General features: G+C 70.0%; 17 protein-coding genes. 11 read left to right on the top strand and 6 right to left on the bottom strand.

Translation table 11 applies throughout. The features are described from left to right. Window positions 1-22 precede the first annotated feature (22 nt). Entirely contained in the window at window positions 23-1,558 is a 1,536-nt protein-coding gene (locus GWK61_RS58945; RefSeq protein WP_194917579.1) for an SPFH domain-containing protein, read from the bottom strand. A 141-nt stretch (window positions 1,559-1,699) separates the two neighbouring features. Between GWK61_RS58945 and GWK61_RS42245 the strand changes: the two genes are divergently transcribed. Then, a complete protein-coding gene (locus GWK61_RS42245) occupies window positions 1,700-2,866 on the top strand; it encodes an aminotransferase class V-fold PLP-dependent enzyme (protein WP_194917577.1) in 1,167 nt (388 codons plus the stop codon). Here the strand turns inward: GWK61_RS42245 and GWK61_RS42240 are convergent. Further along, window positions 2,855-3,640: an aspartate/glutamate racemase family protein gene (locus GWK61_RS42240; RefSeq protein WP_194917575.1), complete on the bottom strand. Its 786-nt coding sequence runs from the start codon at window positions 3,638-3,640 to the stop codon at window positions 2,855-2,857. The two genes, GWK61_RS42245 and GWK61_RS42240, sit on opposite strands and share 12 nt — an antisense overlap. 122 nt (window positions 3,641-3,762) lie before the next feature. On the opposite strand from GWK61_RS42240, the gene GWK61_RS42235 reads away from it, so the two are divergent. Together GWK61_RS42235 and GWK61_RS42230 are read left to right on the top strand one after the other, a co-directional pair. Beyond that, entirely contained in the window at window positions 3,763-4,311 is a 549-nt protein-coding gene (locus GWK61_RS42235; protein ID WP_194917573.1) for a hypothetical protein, read from the top strand. A 49-nt stretch (window positions 4,312-4,360) separates the two neighbouring features. Next, the gene (locus tag GWK61_RS42230) at window positions 4,361-4,945 is read left to right on the top strand and encodes a TetR/AcrR family transcriptional regulator (protein ID WP_194917571.1); all 585 of its coding nucleotides are present in this window, start codon (window positions 4,361-4,363) and stop codon (window positions 4,943-4,945) included. 114 nt (window positions 4,946-5,059) lie between these two features. On the opposite strand, the gene GWK61_RS42225 is transcribed toward GWK61_RS42230, so the two are convergent. After that, window positions 5,060-6,541, bottom strand: coding sequence for an MFS transporter (locus GWK61_RS42225; RefSeq protein ID WP_194917569.1), 1,482 nt, complete (start codon window positions 6,539-6,541; stop codon window positions 5,060-5,062). A 118-nt stretch (window positions 6,542-6,659) separates the two neighbouring features. Here GWK61_RS42225 and GWK61_RS42220 point away from each other — a divergent pair, with 118 nt between their 5' ends. Then, window positions 6,660-7,319, top strand: coding sequence for a TetR/AcrR family transcriptional regulator (locus tag GWK61_RS42220; RefSeq protein WP_194917568.1), 660 nt, complete (start codon window positions 6,660-6,662; stop codon window positions 7,317-7,319). 80 nt (window positions 7,320-7,399) lie between these two features. Here GWK61_RS42220 and GWK61_RS42215 read toward each other — a convergent pair whose 3' ends face one another. Both GWK61_RS42215 and GWK61_RS42210 read right to left on the bottom strand, forming a co-directional pair. Beyond that, on the bottom strand, window positions 7,400-8,260 hold the full coding sequence (locus tag GWK61_RS42215) for a phosphotransferase family protein (protein ID WP_194917583.1): 861 nt from the start codon (window positions 8,258-8,260) through the stop codon (window positions 7,400-7,402). Between the two features lie 37 nt (window positions 8,261-8,297). Then, window positions 8,298-9,098 (bottom strand): hypothetical protein, encoded by an 801-nt coding sequence (locus tag GWK61_RS42210; RefSeq protein WP_194917566.1) that lies wholly within the window; start codon window positions 9,096-9,098, stop codon window positions 8,298-8,300. A 134-nt stretch (window positions 9,099-9,232) separates the two neighbouring features. On the opposite strand from GWK61_RS42210, the gene GWK61_RS42205 reads away from it, so the two are divergent. From GWK61_RS42205 to GWK61_RS42180, 6 genes are all read left to right on the top strand, one after another. Then, on the top strand, window positions 9,233-9,952 hold the full coding sequence (locus GWK61_RS42205) for an ABC transporter ATP-binding protein (protein ID WP_194917564.1): 720 nt from the start codon (window positions 9,233-9,235) through the stop codon (window positions 9,950-9,952). Continuing rightward, on the top strand, window positions 9,949-10,734 hold the full coding sequence (locus GWK61_RS42200; RefSeq protein WP_228563841.1) for an ABC transporter permease: 786 nt from the start codon (window positions 9,949-9,951) through the stop codon (window positions 10,732-10,734). The genes GWK61_RS42205 and GWK61_RS42200 overlap by 4 nt, the downstream gene beginning before the upstream one ends. Before the next feature lie 31 nt (window positions 10,735-10,765). Next, window positions 10,766-11,485: an HAD family hydrolase gene (locus GWK61_RS42195; RefSeq protein ID WP_194917562.1), complete on the top strand. Its 720-nt coding sequence runs from the start codon at window positions 10,766-10,768 to the stop codon at window positions 11,483-11,485. Between the two features lie 121 nt (window positions 11,486-11,606). After that, window positions 11,607-11,954: a hypothetical protein gene (locus GWK61_RS42190; protein WP_194917559.1), complete on the top strand. Its 348-nt coding sequence runs from the start codon at window positions 11,607-11,609 to the stop codon at window positions 11,952-11,954. Window positions 11,955-11,964: 10 nt separating this feature from the next. Next, window positions 11,965-13,656, top strand: a complete 1,692-nt coding sequence (locus GWK61_RS42185) for a putative T7SS-secreted protein (protein ID WP_194917557.1) — start codon at window positions 11,965-11,967, stop codon at window positions 13,654-13,656. Continuing rightward, a complete protein-coding gene (locus GWK61_RS42180) occupies window positions 13,653-14,264 on the top strand; it encodes a hypothetical protein (RefSeq protein WP_194917555.1) in 612 nt (203 codons plus the stop codon). Before GWK61_RS42185 ends, GWK61_RS42180 begins: the two co-directional genes overlap by 4 nt. Before the next feature lie 49 nt (window positions 14,265-14,313). On the opposite strand, the gene argS is transcribed toward GWK61_RS42180, so the two are convergent. Then, window positions 14,314-16,131 carry an arginine--tRNA ligase gene (gene argS / locus GWK61_RS42175; protein ID WP_194917553.1) on the bottom strand — a complete coding sequence of 606 codons (1,818 nt, stop codon included), beginning with the start codon at window positions 16,129-16,131 and terminating at the stop codon, window positions 14,314-14,316. Between the two features lie 172 nt (window positions 16,132-16,303). Between argS and GWK61_RS42170 the strand changes: the two genes are divergently transcribed. After that, a partial coding sequence (locus tag GWK61_RS42170) for an MFS transporter (protein ID WP_228563840.1) occupies window positions 16,304-16,875 on the top strand: 572 nt, incomplete at its 3' end.

Here is a 16,875-nt window from a genome sequence, read left to right as displayed (position 1 = left end):
ACTCCCGACTCGCCCCGCGCCCCTACTCCCCCGCCTTCAACGCACCAAGCACCGCCGAAACCTGCGCCACCACCCCGGCCAACGACCCGCCGTCCGCACCCCCGACCGTCACCGCCTTGTAGTCCGAAGGCACCGGCAGCTTCTCCACGATCTCCGGCAGCCGCTCGATCAGCTCGGCCTGCAACGCCGCAGCCGTCCGGGCATTGGCGATCTCAGCCCGCACCCGCTCCCGCTCCAACTCCAACACCTGCCGGTCGTGCTCCGCCGCATGCCGCGCACGCACCGCCGCGAGCTCGGCCTCCAACCGCAGCCGCGCCAGCTCCTGCTCCTCCTCCAGCCGCAGGCGGGCCATCACGCTCTCCTGCTCGTGCCGCTCCCGTTCCAGCGCCAGCGTTTGCAGCCGCGTCCGGTGTGCCTCGTCGGCAGCCTTACGCGCGTTGCTCTGCGACTGCTCGTCGCGCCGCGACTGCTCCGCAGCATCCCGATCGAACTCGCGCGCCCCGTTGAGCGCCCGCAGCTCGGACAGCTCACGCTCGTCCGACAGCCGGCGCGTCTCCTGCTTGCGCGACTCGGCCATGCGGCTGTCGGTGATGACGCTGTCCGCCGCCAGCTCCGCCAGCGCCGCCAACCGCCCCTGCTCGGAGCGGAACGGCTTCTGCAGGTTCTCCCACAGCGTCTTGGAGCTGACCACCGCCTCCTTGATCTGCACGGTGACGATCCGCAGCCCCAGCCCGGCCTCCGCCTCGCCGGAGCCCTCGGCGACGGCGCGCAGCCGCGCCGTCAGCTCCTCGATGATCGGCTGCCGGTCGGAGAGCACCTCGTGCACGCTCATCGTGGCGACCTTGTCCTTGATCGCCGCCTCGGCCTGTTCGCGCAGCTGCAGGTTCACCAGCCGCATCGGGTCCTCCGGATCGGAGAAGTCCAGCCGGCGGTAGGCGGTGCCGAAGTCCTCGATGATCCACTGCACGTAGGCCTGGACGAGGATGCCCTGCAGCTCGCTGCAGATGCAGAACGCGTTCATCAGGATGGTCTGCATCGCCCCGGGCACGACCAGGAACGAGTCGGTCGCCGGCCGGTACCGGAACGACACGCCCAGGCCGATGTGCCGGGGCTTGGTCTCGCCGCGACGGGTGTGGACGACGAAGGCGTTCGGCGGGACCAGGACCGTCTTCCAGCGTCCGACGCCGGTGATGCGGACCTCGACGCCGTTGGCGGCGGCCGCCGACCCGCCGCCACCGCCGCCGCCCCCGCCTCGGCCCGCGTCGACCTCCGCTGCGAAACGTTCAAGACGCGCGGCGCGGCCCCGGCTCTGCGCGGCGGGAGCGACGGAGCCCGCCGGCGCGGGAGGCGCGGGCATCGAGAGCGCGGGCAGCCCCGCGTCCGCCACGCCCCGGATCTGTTCCGGCGAAGGAATCTGCGGGCGCGGAGCGCCGGCGGCCGAACCGGCGCCGGAGCCGGCGTTCGTCGCCGCGTAGGCCTTGGAGCGCAGGTCCGACTCCAGCCGCTCCTGATTGGCCAAGACGTCGTCGAGATAGGTGTTGCGACCTTGGTCTGGCACGATGTCACCCCCTGGATAGTCGCGATGGTGTCGGAACCGTAGCAGGGCTCGACGACACTCGGAGCCGGAACGCCGGAGCGGGCCAGAGATGCCGAAGTGGCCCTTGGGCCGGTCCGGTCCGGCCGGTTACGCTCGTCGAGCATGGAGACCCTCGAGAACCCCTTCTGGGGCGACGACTGGACCGAGATCCGTGCCCTGTTCGACACCCTCCAGCCGGGCCACGCCTACCTGAACCACGGCGGCTTCGGCAACTCCCCGCGCACCGTCCTGCTCAACCAACAGCAGTGGCGGGACCGGATGAACGCGAACGCCACCCGGTTCTTCCGCCGGGAACTCGCACCGGGGATGGCCACGGCGAGCCGCGCCGTCGCGGAGTTCCTCGGCGCGCCGGCCGGCGACCAGGTCGCACTGGTCACGAACGTCACCACCGCCGTCACGATCGCGGTGGGCTCGGTGCCGCTGGCGGCTGGAGACGAGGTCCTGGTCACCGACCACGGCTACCTCACCTCGACGTGGGCCGCCGAACGCCGGGCCCGGGAGGCCGGGGCGAGCGTGGTGACCGCGCGGATCCCGCTGACCGCCGACGCCGCGCAGATCGCCGAGATCGTGCTGGGCACGGTGACACCGCGGACGAAGGTCGCACTGATCGACCACATCACCTCCTCGACCGCGCGCCGCTTCCCGATCGAGGAACTGGTGCCGGCGTTGCAGGAGCGCGGCGTGATCGTCATCGTCGACGCCGCACACGCCCCCGGCATGGTGCCGATCGACCTGGCGTCGCTGAGCCCTGATTTCTGGGGCGGGAACCTGCACAAGTGGGGCTACGTGCCGCGCTCGGCCGGGGCGTTCTGGGCCGCGCCGAAATGGCGGTCGACGCTGCGCAACCCGATCGTGTCCTGGGGCGAGACCGAGCAGTTCCCGACGAACCTGCAGGAGATCGGGACGCACGACGCGACGTCCCGGCTGGCCGCGCCGAACGGCATCGCCTTCCTGCGCGCGCTGGGCCCGGAACGGGTGCGGGAGCACAACGTGAAGCTCGCCGAGTACGGACAGGCCGCGCTGGCCTCGGCGCTGGACGTCGACCCGGCCACGCTGCCGGGCGACCCCGGGGTCTCGATGCGGCTGCTGCCGCTGCCGGTGGCCGAGGACGACCCGCGCGACCTGCAGGGCGAGATCTCCGACCGGCTCGGCGTGGAGGTGGCCGTCCCGAAGTGGAACGGCCGGCACCTGCTGCGGATCAGCGCGAACGTCTACAACGCCCCGGCGGAGTACGACCGGCTCGCGGCGGGGATCCGCTCAGTTCTGTAGGGCCGGTGCCGGTGCCGGTGCCGGAGGCGGCGGCGTGACCGGCGGGCCGCCGCGCCAGGTCGGCAGGGCGCGCGCGTTGATCGCGACCTCGAACGCCGCGCGCGCCTGCAGCCGGGTGGAGTCCAGGGTGGGCAGCGGCGAGGTCCCGGGCGTGACGAGCAGCGGGATCTCGGTGCAGACCAGGGCGACGGCGTCGCAGCCGGCGGCGGCGAGGTGCTCGATGACGCGGCGGTAGGCGGCGCGGCCGGCGTCGGTGAACACGCCGTTGACCAGCTCGTCGAAGATGATCGTGTCGACGGTGGCGCGGTCGGCGGCGTCGGGGGCGGCCGAGTCGATGCCGCGGGCGGCCAGGGCGCGGGGGTATACGGGCCCTTCCATGGTGAAGCGGGTGCCGAGGATGCCGATCTTGCGGTGGCCGCGGGCGGCGGCCTCGTCGGCGACCACCTCGGCGATGTGCAGGCCGGGGATCGGGTAGGGGTCGCCGTCGAGCTCGAAGGCCAGGTGCGCGGTGTTGTCCGGGCAGATGAAGAAGTCGGCGCCGGCGGCCGCGAGGCGGTCGGCGCTCTCGCGCAGGATGGCCCGGACGGCGTGGTAGTCCCCTGATTCCCAGTGCGGCATGGAGCGGGACAGCGGGATCAGGTCGAGCGTGACGTCGGGGTGGGCGTGCGGGCCGAGGCGGGCGAAGCCTTCGCGGCAGAAGGTCTGGAAGGACAGGGCGGCACCTTCGGCGGAGTGGGCGAGGATGCCGAGGTGGCGGTGATCGCGGTTCTGCATCGGACCATTGTCCCGATGCGCCGGCCGTTCCGCTCGGCCGCGTCGTCGGCGATGCTGGAAGCGTGCGGCTGCGACGGGAACGGGGCGCCGGCTGGCGGATCGCGGTGGGCGACCGTCAGACGATGACGATGGCACTGTGGCTGCGGGACGCCTCGGGGATGGCCCCGGACCTGGATCCCGCGATCCCACCGCTGGACCCGCAGGTGTCGGTGGACAAGCAATTGGCGGCGGTGGCCGGACCACGCGCCACCGCGCAGTGGACCGGACTGTGGCTCGGTCTGTGGGAAGGCCGGCTGGAGGACTGGTTCGCCCTGCAGACCCTCGGCCCGCCCGGCTTCGAACTCCTGACCCGCTCACCGGAGCTGAAGACGCTGGTCGAAGCAGGCTTCCGCGACGCCTCGCGCTGGTCGTCGGACCACCGCCCGATGGCCCCGCACAACAGCGGCGCCCCGCCCTACATCGCCCGCGAACCGAGCGCGGTCGTGAAGCAGCTGGAGGCCGAACTCGGCCGGCAGGCCCGGGAGTTCGAGCTCGACATCACGGTGCTGCCGGTGGCCGGGCGGGTGTTCTGGCTGCTGGCCGACGGCGGGCTGGTGGTGAGCGAGAACCTGCTGCGGGACGTGCGGGCGTTCCGGGCGCTGCTTTATGACGTGCTGTCGGGAGTCGTGTAGGCCACGCTGTAGCGATCCGCCGCCGCGATCGACAGCTACTGTAAGAATCATGACCGCCCCCGCCAAGCGCCCGGGCCGCCGGCCCGGTTCGGCCGACACCCGCGGCGAGATCCTGGACGCGGCGCGCGCCGAGTTCGCCTCGCGGGGGTACGAGAAGGCGACGGTGCGGGGTATCGCGCGGGCGGCCGGGGTGGATTCGGCGCTGGTGCACCACTACTTCGGGTCGAAGGATCGGGTGTTCCTGGCCGCCCTGGAGTTCCCGTTGGATCCGGCGGTGGTGCTGGAGCAGGTGGCCGGGGACGCGACGGGGATCGGGGAGCGGCTGGCACGGTTCGTGGTCGGGCTGTGGGAGGTGCCGCAGACGCGGGAGCGGTTGCTGGCGGTGCTGCGGACGATCGCCTCGAACCAGGAGATGGCGGCGTTGGTGCGCGGGTTCGCGCAGCCGCGGCTGATCGCGCCGCTGGCGGCGCGGGTCGGCGGGACGGATGCCGAGGCGCGGGTGGAGATGGCGCTGGCGCAGATCATCGGGTTGGCGATGGCGCGGTATGTGCTCGGGGTGGAGCCAGTGGCTTCGCTGGGTTCTGAGGAGCTGGTGGCGTTGTTGGCTCCGGCTTTGCAGCGGCTTTTGGGGTAGCGCGAGGCAAGACGCGGCAGAAACGCGAGCGGCGCGGCCCGGACCCGTCTCCGGGTCCGAACCGCGCCGCCGCACCGGGGGTCGGTCGGGTTCTGTGCGCGCCGGCGCCTACCCCTATCCCTTAGCCGGCTCGCTTCCGCGTCGCGGCAACAGCGCCGCCACGACGCCGGCCGCGGCCACGGCGATCGCCGCGCCGATCATCGCGCCGCCGTAGCCCGCGGCCAGCGCGGACCTGGGGCTGCCGCCGTGACCGGCGGCGACGTGCGCGGAGACCGTGGACAGCGCGGCCAGGCCGATGGCGCCGCCGACCTGGCGCGAGGTGTTGATCAGGCCGGAGGCCAGGCCCGCCTCGTGCCGCGGCATGCCGGCGGTTCCGGCCACCGCCAGCGGCGTCATCGCCAGGCCCATGCCGAACGTCAGCAGCATCAGCGGGCCCAGGACGTCGGCGGTGTAGGAGCCGCCGGCCGGGAAGCGCGACAGCCAGGCCAGGCCGATCGCCGCGACCACCGGGCCGACCAGCAGCAGCGGCCGCGGGCCGATCCTGGGCAGGGCCCGGGTGGCCAGCATGGTGCCGAGCACGATCATCGCCGAGCCGGGCACGAAGGCGAACCCGGCCTGCAGCGCGTCGAACCCGAGCACCTGCTGCAGGTAGAGGCTGACGTAGAACCACATCGCGAACATGCCGGCACCGATCAGCAGCGCGGCGACGTCCGCCACGGCCAGCGAGCGGTTCCGGAACACGCGCAGCGGCACCAGGGCGTGCTTGCTGCGCGCCTCCAGCAGGACGAACAGCGCCAGCAGCACGACGCCACCGAACAGCGGCGCGAGCACCGCGCCGGAGCCCCAGCTGTGCGTGTCGGTGGTGACGACGCCGTACACGATCCCGGTCAGGCCGAGCGTGACGGTGACGGCGCCGGGCAGGTCCAGCGTCCGCAGCGTGGCGCCGCGGCCCCGGGTGCGGGCGATCAGCGGCACGGCCGCCAGGATCAGCGCCACGCCGATCGGCACGTTGACGAACAGCACCCAGCGCCAGCTCACCCACTGCGTGAGCATCCCGCCGACGACGGCGCCCATCGCCCCGCCGGCCGCCATCGTGGCGCTCCAGGCACCGAGGGCCTTGGTCCGCTCGCGCGGGTCGGTGAACGTGGTCATGATCAGCGTCATGGTCGCCGGGGCCAGCACCGCGCCCGCCAGGCCCTGCACCGAGCGGGCCGCGATGAGCAGCGTGCCGGTGTCGGCCATGCCGCCGGCCAGGCTGGCGGCGGTGAAGCCGACCAGGCCGGTGAGGAACACCGGCTTGGCGCCGAACAGGTCGGCGGCGCGTCCGCCGAACAGCAGCAGGCCGGCGAAGCCGAGCGCGTAGGCGTTGACGACCCACTGCACGCCGGTCGGCGACAGGTCCAGCGCGCCGCGCATGGCGGGCAGCGCGACGTTCACGATGCTCACGTCCAGCACCACCATGAACTGCGCGACACACGCGATGACCAGCAGCGCGGTCTTGTTCCCCACCCGAGAGCCGCCGGCGCTCGGGCCTGGCACGGTGGCGGCCTGCGCGGATGACGGCGGCGTTTCGGCTATCTGATCGGTCGAAGACAAGGGACCCTCCCCGGAGTGTGTTTAATCTTAGAGTGACTCTAATGATAGACGAAGTCCAGCTATTATCTGTTCCATGGAGACCGGAGCAGGAGCACGCGACGCGACTGACACGCCTGGCATGCCTGATACGCCTGACGCGCCCCAGAGCGACCCGCCGCAGCTGGGTCTGCGCGAGCGCAAGAAGCAGCGCACCCGCCGAGCCATCCACGACGCTGCCATGACCCTGTTCGCCGAGCGCGGCTACGACCACGTCACGATGGCCGAGATCGCCCGCGCCGCCGACGTCGCCCCGGCGACGGTGTTCACGCACTACGCGTCGAAGGAGGACCTGGTCTGGGAGCTGCGGCACGAGGCGAACGAGCGGCTGCGCACCGCGCTGCGCTCGCGGGCGCCGGAGATCGGCGTGCTGGCCGCGGTGAAGGAGTGGCAGCAGGAGATGTACCGGTACTACGTCCAGACGCCGGAGCAGGTGGAGCGGTCGCGGACGTTCTCACGACTGCTCAGGGAGTACCCGACGCTGTGGACCCGGTCGGTCGGGTTCATGTACGAGCGGCAGAACCTGCTGACCGAGCTGTTGGTCGAGCACTACCCGCAGGCCGACCGCTTCCAGCTGGAGATCGCGGCGGCGCAGATCGCCGGAGCGGTGCAGGCGGCGCAGGTGCGCTACCAGGGGGACCTGGCTGCGGGGATGGGCAAGGACGAGTTGTTGGCGCGCGCCGACGCTCGTTCAGAGCAGGTGTATGAGCAGCTGGCGCGGGGGTTGGCGGAGGTGCTGTAGGCGGCTGCTGGTTCCGTGCTTCTACAGACTGTGCTTCTACAGACCGTGCTTCCACAGACCGTCCAGACTGTCCAGGGCTTCTACAGACCGTCCAGTCGCCTGATGACCGTGTCGAGCGTCGGCCAAGGAGGCCCGTCACGCAGCGAGCGCAGCAGCTCCTCGCCGAATCGCCTCCCGTTCGGTAGCTGGTCGCCGAGTTGCCAACGCCAGGCTGCGACCATCGCGAGAACGAGCTGCCGGCACTCGTCCAGCAGCCCTTGGTCAACGTTCGGGTAGTGCTCGCAGACCGCCTCGGCGACATGGGCGAGATCGAACTCGACGGGTCCGCGACAGCACGTCTCAAGGTCGATGAACAGCGGGCCGTCCTTCGTGCTGAGCACGTTGCCTGGATGCGGCTCGCCGTGGAGCAACTGCTCCGCCGTACCGCGCCCCTCTATCGCCCCTCGCAGACTTCTCAATCTGTCGCCGAGGAAGACGCGGTCCGCGTCGGCGAGGTCCGGCGAGCGGTCCGGGTTGGCGACGACGTCTTCCGCCTCTGCGATGCGATCTGTGAACCGTGGGCTCGGCACCTCAACCGTGCGCATGCCGGCGTGCAGCCGTTCCAGCGCCTTGGCGTAGTCCACCGGTGAGACGCGAGGCGCCACGGGTTCGTAGTAGCGCCACAGTGTCACCGCGAAGCCATCGCGCGTGTACACGCGCGGTTCCACCCCAGGCTGCAAGAGGCCCACCGGACATCCGGCCCGGGCGAGCCGCTGAGCAAGATCGACTTCGAACCCTCCAGCCTCATGCCCGACAGGCGCGACCCGCGCAAGCACGTCGCACGGCATCAATCGCAACGCCAGCCTGTTCGAGGCGTGCAGAACGACTGCGTCGTCTGCTGGCAGGTCGAGCGATGCGGCGACCGAGGTCGCAGCCGCGATCGCGCGCGCGATGTCGGTCATCTCCACCATCGATGTAGGCCACTCTCCGGTGTCAGGGTCAGGTGGCGGACTTGAGCTTCGCAGCGGCATCGGCCAGAACCTTGGCCGCGAGGCCGGCGCCGTTGTCGTTCGCGACCCCGTCCAGCGCGAAGGTCGTCACCACTACGTCGCCGACTCGCACCGCCTCCAGCGTTTCGCCACTGTTCCAGCTCGCATCGGTGCCCGTGATGGCGTAGGCCTCGTCGCCCAATTTACCGACGGCCTTACCTTCGAACGTGACCGTTGACTGGGTTTCGGTATCCGTCGTGTGGCCGGTGCAGACCGTCGCAAGCTGCCTGATGTTCTTCATGAAGGACTGTGCCTTGTCAGGACCCTCGAAGTTGTCGAACTGTTCTGTGACTTCCTGCGTGTCGCCGTTCTTGTACATGCGGGACGCGAACGCGTTGCCTGTTCCGACGTCCAGCGTCCAGTCGGAGTGCAGCGTTTTGGAGCAGTCGGCCTGTGTGACGTCGGCGATCTGCGAGGGGATGAGCTCGCTCGACTTGAAGTCGGCCTTGGCGTCTATGACTAATGCCTTGCCCAGGGTGGTGGGTGCCGCCAGCAGGGTTGCCAGGTAGACGCCGGACGCCAGGCTCGTGGACGACGATGTCGCCTCGGTCGGGGAGGACGCAGCGGGATCGGTGGTGGCGCTGGTGGCGCTGGTGGTGGTGCTTGCGGTAGCAGTAGCAGCGACGCTGCTCACGCTCTGCGTCGGCGGCTTTGTCGCCGCCGAGCCGTGCCCTGATCCACAGCCGGACGCCAGCAGCCCGACGGCCGTGGCGACCAGCGTGCCGCACAGCCTGTTCATTGCCAGCGTCATGGGGAAGTTCCTTTCTCGGCGTTCTCTGCGGGGACACCCTAGCGGGCTGATCAACACGTTCGAGGCCGGGGTCTTCACCTCCGACAGCCCGGCGGTCCTTGACACCCGCCCTGCCCCGGACGGAAACTCATCACATGATGAATTACGCGGTCGACGTCCTCGGCCTGCGGGTCGTGCGCGGTGGGCAGGTGGTGCTGCACGCTGTGGACGCGCAGGTGGAGGTCGGTTCGGTCACCGGGTTGCTGGGACCGTCGGGGTGCGGGAAGACGACGCTGCTGCGCTCTGTGGTCGGGGTGCAGAAGGTGGCCGGCGGGGAGGTGCGGGTGCTGGGGGCTCCTGCGGGCAGTGCGGCGCTGCGCGACCGGATCGGGTACGTGACTCAGGCCCCTTCGGTCTACGGCGACCTGTCGGTGATCGAGAACCTGCGCTACTTCGCGGCAGTCCTGGGGGCGCCGCGCGACGATCCCGACCGCGTGATCGCGGCCGTGGGGCTGGGGGGCAAGGAGGGCGCGCGGGCCGACCGGTTGTCCGGTGGGCAGCGTGCGCGGGTGTCGTTGGCCGCGGCGCTGCTCGGGACGCCGAAGGTGCTGGTGCTCGACGAGCCGACGGTCGGGCTGGATCCGGTGCTGCGGGCCGAGTTGTGGGGGCTGTTCCACGGGCTGGCAGGGGGCGATGATCCGGTGACGTTCCTGATCTCCAGCCACGTCATGGACGAGGCCTCGCGCTGCACGCGGCTGCTGCTGATGCGCGACGGGCGCATCCTCGCCTCCGACACGCCCGAGGGGCTGCTGGCCCGGACCGGCGCGAGCGATGTCGAGGACGCGTTCCTGCGGCTGGTGGGGGCGGCGGCATGAGCGGGAGTGGCATGAGCCTGATCGGCAAGAGCGGGCGTGGCGGCATGAGCCTGCGACGTACCACCGCCACCGCGCGCCGGGTCCTGGAGCAGCTGCGGCACGATCCGCGCACGATCGCGCTGATGCTGGTCGTGCCCTGCGTCCTGATCACCCTGCTGAAGTGGGTCTTCGACGCCTCGCCGCACGTGTTCCAGTCGATCGGCGCGGCGCTGCTGGGCATCTTCCCCTTCATCGTGATGTTCCTGGTCACCTCGGTCGGCATGCTGCGCGAGCGGACCAGCGGGACGCTGGAGCGGCTGCTGACGATGCCGCTGGCCAAGGGCGACCTGCTCGGCGGGTACGCGCTGGCGTTCGGCACGGTCGCGCTGGTGCAGGCGCTGCTGGTGTCGGCGCTGACGATCGGGCCGCTGGGGCTGACGGTGGCCGGGCCGGCGTGGGCGGTGGTGCTGGTCGCGGTGCTCGACGCGCTGCTGGGGACGGCGTTGGGGCTGTTCACGAGCGCGTTCGCGCGGACGGAGTTCCAGGCGGTGCAGTTCCTGCCGGCGTTCGTGCTGCCGCAGTTCCTGCTGTGCGGGCTGTTCACGCCGCGCGACCGGATGCAGACGGTGCTGCGGTGGGTGTCGGACGTGATGCCGTTGTCCTACGCCGTGGACGCCATGCACAAGATCACGTCGCGGTCTGCGGTGAGCGGCGGGCTGGTCGCCGACATGGCTATCATCGCCGGTGCCGGGGTGCTCGCGCTGGCGCTGGGCGCTGTGACGCTTCGTCGCCGGACGGAGTGAGCGGCGCGGCCGACGACATAAGGAGCCGGGTGTGGGCGGCGGACTGCTGGTGCTGTGGGACATCGACCAGACGTTGATCAAGACCAACGGCGTCGCCACGGAGGCCTACGCCGAAGCCGTGCTGGAGACCGTCGGCAGCACCTGGCGCGGCGACATGACGTTCAACGGCCTCACCGAGCGCGCGATGGCCGTCCGCGTCCTGCGCATGCACGACGTCGACCCCGACCCCGAACTGCTCACCCTGTTCCTGGCCAACCTTGAACGCTCACTGCTGAGCCGCGCCGAAGCCACCAAGGCCCGTGGCTACGCCCTCACCGGCGCCCTGGCCGCGCTCCAGGCACTCGACGCCGAATCGGACGTCCGGCAGTCGGTGCTGACCGGCAACATCCGCACCGTCGCGGAGATGAAGCTACAGGCGTTCGGCCTGCACTCCTGGATCGACTTCCCCATCGGCGCCTACGGCGACGACGAGTTCGAACGCAACGCCCTGATCCCCCACGCCTGGCGCCGCGCCGAGGCCCGCTACGGCCGGACGTACGCACCGGCCGAAACCGTCATCCTCGGCGACACCGTGCGCGACGTCGAGGCGGCACTCGCGCACGATGCCGCGGTCGTCGCCGTCGCGAGCGGCTCGACGTCGGTCGCGGACCTGCGGGACGCGGGGGCCGAGGTGGTACTCGACGATCTCGCGGACACCGGCCGGGTGCTGGCGGCTATCACGGAGGCGACGGCAGCCGTCGCGCGGAGATAGAACCGACGACCGCGGTCGTCACTGTGTGCGACCGCCGTCTTGCGATAAGAGTTGAACGCAGGTCCGCAGCCCCTCTAGTATCAGAGCCCTCACACGCACCACACCGGGGCAGGGGGCCGGGATGGGGGATCAGCTTCACGCTGATTTAGACAAGATCCGGGACATCGGTCCGGGTCTTCGGGGCCTGCAAGGGCAATACGCGAAGGTCACGGCGGTCGATCAGAGCACGTTCCTCGACGAGGCCGGGGCACCGGTACTGGCGCAGGCCCTGGCGGAGTTCGCCGACGACTGGAACATCCGGCTCAGCAATCTCCTCAGCGATCTCGACGACCTGGCGCGCCTCTCGGACGCCGCCGCCGAGGCCTATGCCCAGGCTGACAAGGACCTCAGCCTGGCCCTGACGCGCGTGTTGGAGCCCGTGCTGCCTCCGCCGGCCATGCGTGGCCACATCCGTGCCGCCCTGGAATGAGGAGCAGCCGATGCCGAACAGATACAGCTCGAAGGCGATCGACGGCGGAAACGGCGACATCGACTGGTACCCGCTGGACAGGTCGAATCCGACGCCCGGCGACCCAGACCAGCTGAGCTGCCACGCCCAGGAGTACCGCCGGCTGGCCCGTCAGGCGTTCGACACCGCCGAATACCTGCGTACCGTCTGCAGCGCCGAGTTCTGGAACTCCGGCGCCGGCGGGGAGTTCCGAATCCGGTGCGAGAACCTGGCGGCGGAACTGCTGCGCACCATTCCGCGGCACGTCGCCGCCGCCGACGCGCTGGACACGTACGTGCCCGAACTCGAGCACGCGCAGGACACGGCGTTCCGGGCTCTGCTGGCCGTGAACGATGCCGAAAAGCAGCTCGCGGCCGCCGGGTACCAGCACGGTCCGGTGACCGTGGCCGAATCGCCGACGCTACCGGCCAACATCGTCCCGGACCCGATGCCCCAGGGCCAGCCGGGCCAAGCCGCGTTCGCCGACGGCGACGCCGGCTGGCACCAGGCGCGGCGCCTGTGGGAGGACGCGCGGAGCACGCAGGACGTCGCCGCGCGACGTGCGGCGGCGAAGATCCTCGACTTCGCCGGCCAGGACGGTCTGTCGGACAAGCAATGGACGGCGCAGGACGACAACCTCCGGGTCGAGGTGTTGCACGCGGAGAAGACCGAATACATCGATCCCTCGCTCGACACCGCGCTGAACAACGAGGCGGACTCGACCGAGACCCTCGTCCCGGAGGACTGGTACAACCAGCACGCGGACGATCTGCGGAAGCAGATTCCGACTGATCCGCAGGCACGCGCGGCCTGGTGGGCGGCGCTGCCGGATGCGGAGCGCACGCTGTATTTGGATGTCGGCGTAGCTACGCTGCAAGGACTGCCGGATGTGCCGTCGGTCGCCGACTACTACGCGATGCGCGCGGCGGAGGATGCCGGGATCGACTACGCGTCCTGGGACCCGACGAAGGGCTTCTCTGCGAACAAGGACAACGTGCGGAAGTCCTACGAGTGGTATCGCGAGATGTTCGACGCACACCCGGAGTTCCAGTGGATGGGGCTCGGTCGGCTCGCAGGGGTGACGGTGTATGCCGGGATGCTGGACCTGGACGACCACAAGGGCGACGTCGGCGTCGGGAGTGCTCTCCAGTTCACACAGAAGCAGCTGCTGCTGGCCCAGCAGGCAATATTCAGCGATATCGGAGGCCAGCACGAGGCCTACTTGCGCGGCGGACTTCCAGCCGTACAGGGACTATACGATGAGCAGAGGATAGCCCCCGAAGACCGTGACGCCTGGGCTGGAATCGCATCAGGGGATCCTCAGCAGATCGCCGCCGCCAACCTCCGCTTCGCCTTCCGCGAGCAGCGAGTCATTATCCCAAAGTATATGTCGGAGATTTATCACAACGGCGCCATCGGGTTCGAGTTCGATGCATTCCTCTCAGACAGCGCGCAGAACCCCGTTCCCGGCGGGAAACCGTTTCACGACTTCTACAGCAACGGCCTGACGAAGACCGATCCTCGATGGGATTGGGTCACGAAAAGTATCTATCCGAGCTACCAGGACATGCTCCACAACCACCCCGACCAGTTGAATGCGGCAATCAACGAGCCACTGGATGAAGCGGCCGCCAGGTACCGATTCGACATCGCCAAGTTCATCGCGAATGGGATCTTCGAATGAAAACGCCGGTCAGGCTACTGACCTCGATCGCCTCCGCCGGCCTGCTCGCCACAGCGGCAGGCTGCGCATCGGATGCGGCAACCTCGACAGATCACATCAAAAGCGTGACATGGGACCTCCGCAAAAAGGTTGACATCAAGACTCTGGGGATTCCGGAGAATACTTTCGATCTGTCGGAAGTCGATGTTTCCATCACCTTGTCCGACGGAGAGGTCTATTCGGCCCAGCATGTGGACGTAATGATCGACGGGGATCTCAAGGACCCGACAAGGATCACGACGATCCGCGTCGGTCTGGGGGCCCAGACCATCGACCAGGCCTACCAGACCGCCAAGGACCTCGGAGCTCGGTGGCACATCTCAAGCACGTACATAGACGTGTGGTACAAAGACGCGAAGATGTATCCGAGTTACAGCGGAAGTGGCGCCGGCCGCAGCACGCTGCCCGGTGGCAACACTGTAGGACTCTTCATGCCTGTATCGGGTGATTTCAGCAAACCCGTGCTTCCGGAATTCGAGATCGACAACGTCAACGCAAGCGACCTCGGCGGCACCGCGGCCGCATCGCCGTCCCCAAGCTCGATCTCGACCTCGCCGACCCCGAAGTAGCCCGGCCGCCCTAGCTCACGGCCGCTGCGGCCAGCTCACAACCGACCGCTCACAACTGGTCAGGCGCGCTGATCCCCAGCAGCGCCAACCCCAGCTTCAGCGTGTCCCCGGTCAGCCGCACCAGCGCGGCCCGGTTCTCCCGCACCGCGTCGGTCGGCGCCTTGACCACCGGGCAGTTCTCGTAGAAGTCCGAGAAGGTCTGCGCCAGCGAGTACAGGTACGAGGCCAGCCGGTGCGGCTCGAAGTTCTCCGTCACCGTCGCCAGCGTCGCGCCGAGGTCGTCCAGGTGCAGTGCCAGCCTGCGCTCGGCGGGTTCCAGCGCCAGCTCCGGGTGGACCTGCGTCGGGGTGCCCGCCGGCAGCTTGCGCAGGATGGAGTGGATGCGCGCGTGTGCGTACTGCAGGTAGACGCTGGTGTTGCCGTGCAGTGAGACCATGCGGTCCAGGTCGAAGATGTAGTCCTTGGTGCGGGACGTCGACAGGTCCGCGTACTTCACCGCGCCGATGCCGACGACCTTCGCTTCGGCGCGGACGTCGGCGGCGGACAGGTCGGGGTTCTTCTCCTCGACGGTGGCCACCGCGTGGTCGACCGCGTTGTCCAGCAGCTCGATCAGGCGGACGGTCTTGCCGGCGCGGGTCTTGAACGGCTTGCCGTCGGTGCCGAGCACCGAGCCGAACTGGACGTGCACCGCCTCCACGCCCTCCGGCAGGTAGCCGGCGCGGCGTGCGGTCTCGAACACCATGCGGAAGTGCAGCGCCTGGCGGCTGTCGACCACGTAGAGGATCTGGTCGGCCTTCAGGGTGTTCACTCGGTAGCGGACGGCGGCCAGGTCGGTGGCGGCGTAGCCGAAGCCGCCGTCGCTCTTGCGCACCATCAGCGGGACCGGGTCGCCGTCGGGGCCCTTGATGTCGTCGAAGAACACGCACAGCGCGCCCTCGCTCCACACCGCGATGCCGCGCTCCTCCAGGTCGGCGGCGACCTCGGCGAGGTAGGGGTTGTAGAAGCTCTCGCCGACCGCGTCGGCGTCGATCAGCCGCACGTCCAGGCGGGCGTAGACGTCCTCGAAGTAGCGCTTGGACTCCGCGACCATCTCGCGCCAGGCCGCCAGCGACTCCTCGTCGCCGCCCTGCAGCGTCACCACGCGCTTGCGGGCCCGGTCGGCGAACTCGGCGTCGGACTCGAAGTGCGCGCGGGCGTCCCGGTACAGGGCGGTCAGCCAGGAGATGGCGACCTCGCCGGAGTGCTCGGCCCCGGCCGGGCGGGCCTCGGGGTGCTCGACCAGGAACTGGATCAGCATGCCGAACTGCGTGCCCCAGTCGCCGAGGTGGTTCTGCCGGACCACGGTGCGGCCGTCGAACTCCAGCAGCCGGACCAGCGCGTCGCCGATGACGGTCGAGCGCAGGTGGCCGACGTGCATCTCCTTGGCGATGTTCGGCTGGGAGTAGTCGATGACGGTGGTCTGGCCGACCGCGGTCGGCGCCACGCCCAGGCGGGGGTCGCCGAGGCGCTCAGCGGTCTGCGCGGCCAGGGCGGCGTCGGTGAGGGTGAGGTTGAGGAAGCCGGGGCCGGCGACTTCGACGGCGGCGATCACGCCGGAGGTGGAGACGGTGGCAGGCCCGTCAGCGCCGTCGGCATCCGAAGCGGCGGCAGCAGTGTCAGCCGGCGCGAGCACCGCCGCCACCCGCGTCGCCAGCTCCCGCGGGTTCCCCTTCACGGCCTTGGCCAGCGGCAGCACCCCGTTGGCTTGAAAGTCGGCGTGGTCGGAGGGTCGGATCAGCGGGTCGGCGTCGCGCGCCGCGTCACCCAGGACCGCGGTCAGCGCGGCGCGGACGTCGTCCGCCAGGATCTCCGACAGTGCCTTGGCCATGGGTTTCCTCGCTGCTCGGACCGGTTCGACGGCGTTTCGGTGGGGTGTGTCAAGCCTATCGTCCAGGGCCGTTCGGACAACTCAAACACTAGCGTTTGACTTAGCTCGCGGCGCGCGCCATCGTGGAAATCGAACAGCCATGTTTGACTTCTTCGATCGGAGGGGGAATCCGATGGAGCACATCCGCCACCGCTGGGGCGCCCTGGCCCTGCTGTGCCTGGCGCAGTTCATGCTGATCGTCGACATCACGGCGGTGAACCTGGCGCTGCCATCGATGGCCCGCGACCTGGACCTCGGACGCCAGGCGCTGACGTGGGTGCCTGCCGCGTACACGCTGTGTTTCGGCGGTCTGCTGCTGCTCGGCGGCCGGCTCGCCGACGGCCTGGGACGCCGCCGCGCCTTCCTGCTCGGGCTGGCCGCGTTCACCGCCGCCTCGCTGCTGTCAGGGCTCTCCCACACCGCCGGGGAGCTGATCGCCGGGCGGGCCGCGCAGGGGGTGGCCGCCGCGCTGTTGTCGCCGGCCGCGTTGTCGATCGTCACCACGACGTTCCACGGACCAGAGCGCACGAAGGCGCTCGGCGTCTGGGGCGCGATCGGCGGGGCAGGCGCCGCGGTCGGGGTGCTCATCGGCGGGGCGTTGACGTCGGGGCCGGGGTGGCGCTGGGTGTTCTTCGTGAACCTGCCGGTCGGGCTCGCGGTGCTGGTGCTGCTCCCCCGGCTGGTTCCGGCGGCGCCTGCGGATCG

It is taken from the genome of Catenulispora rubra (assembly GCF_015356825.1).
Taxonomy (GTDB): Bacteria; Actinomycetota; Actinomycetes; order Streptomycetales; family Catenulisporaceae; genus Catenulispora; species Catenulispora rubra.
This window is presented reverse-complemented; position numbering and strand designations above follow the sequence as displayed.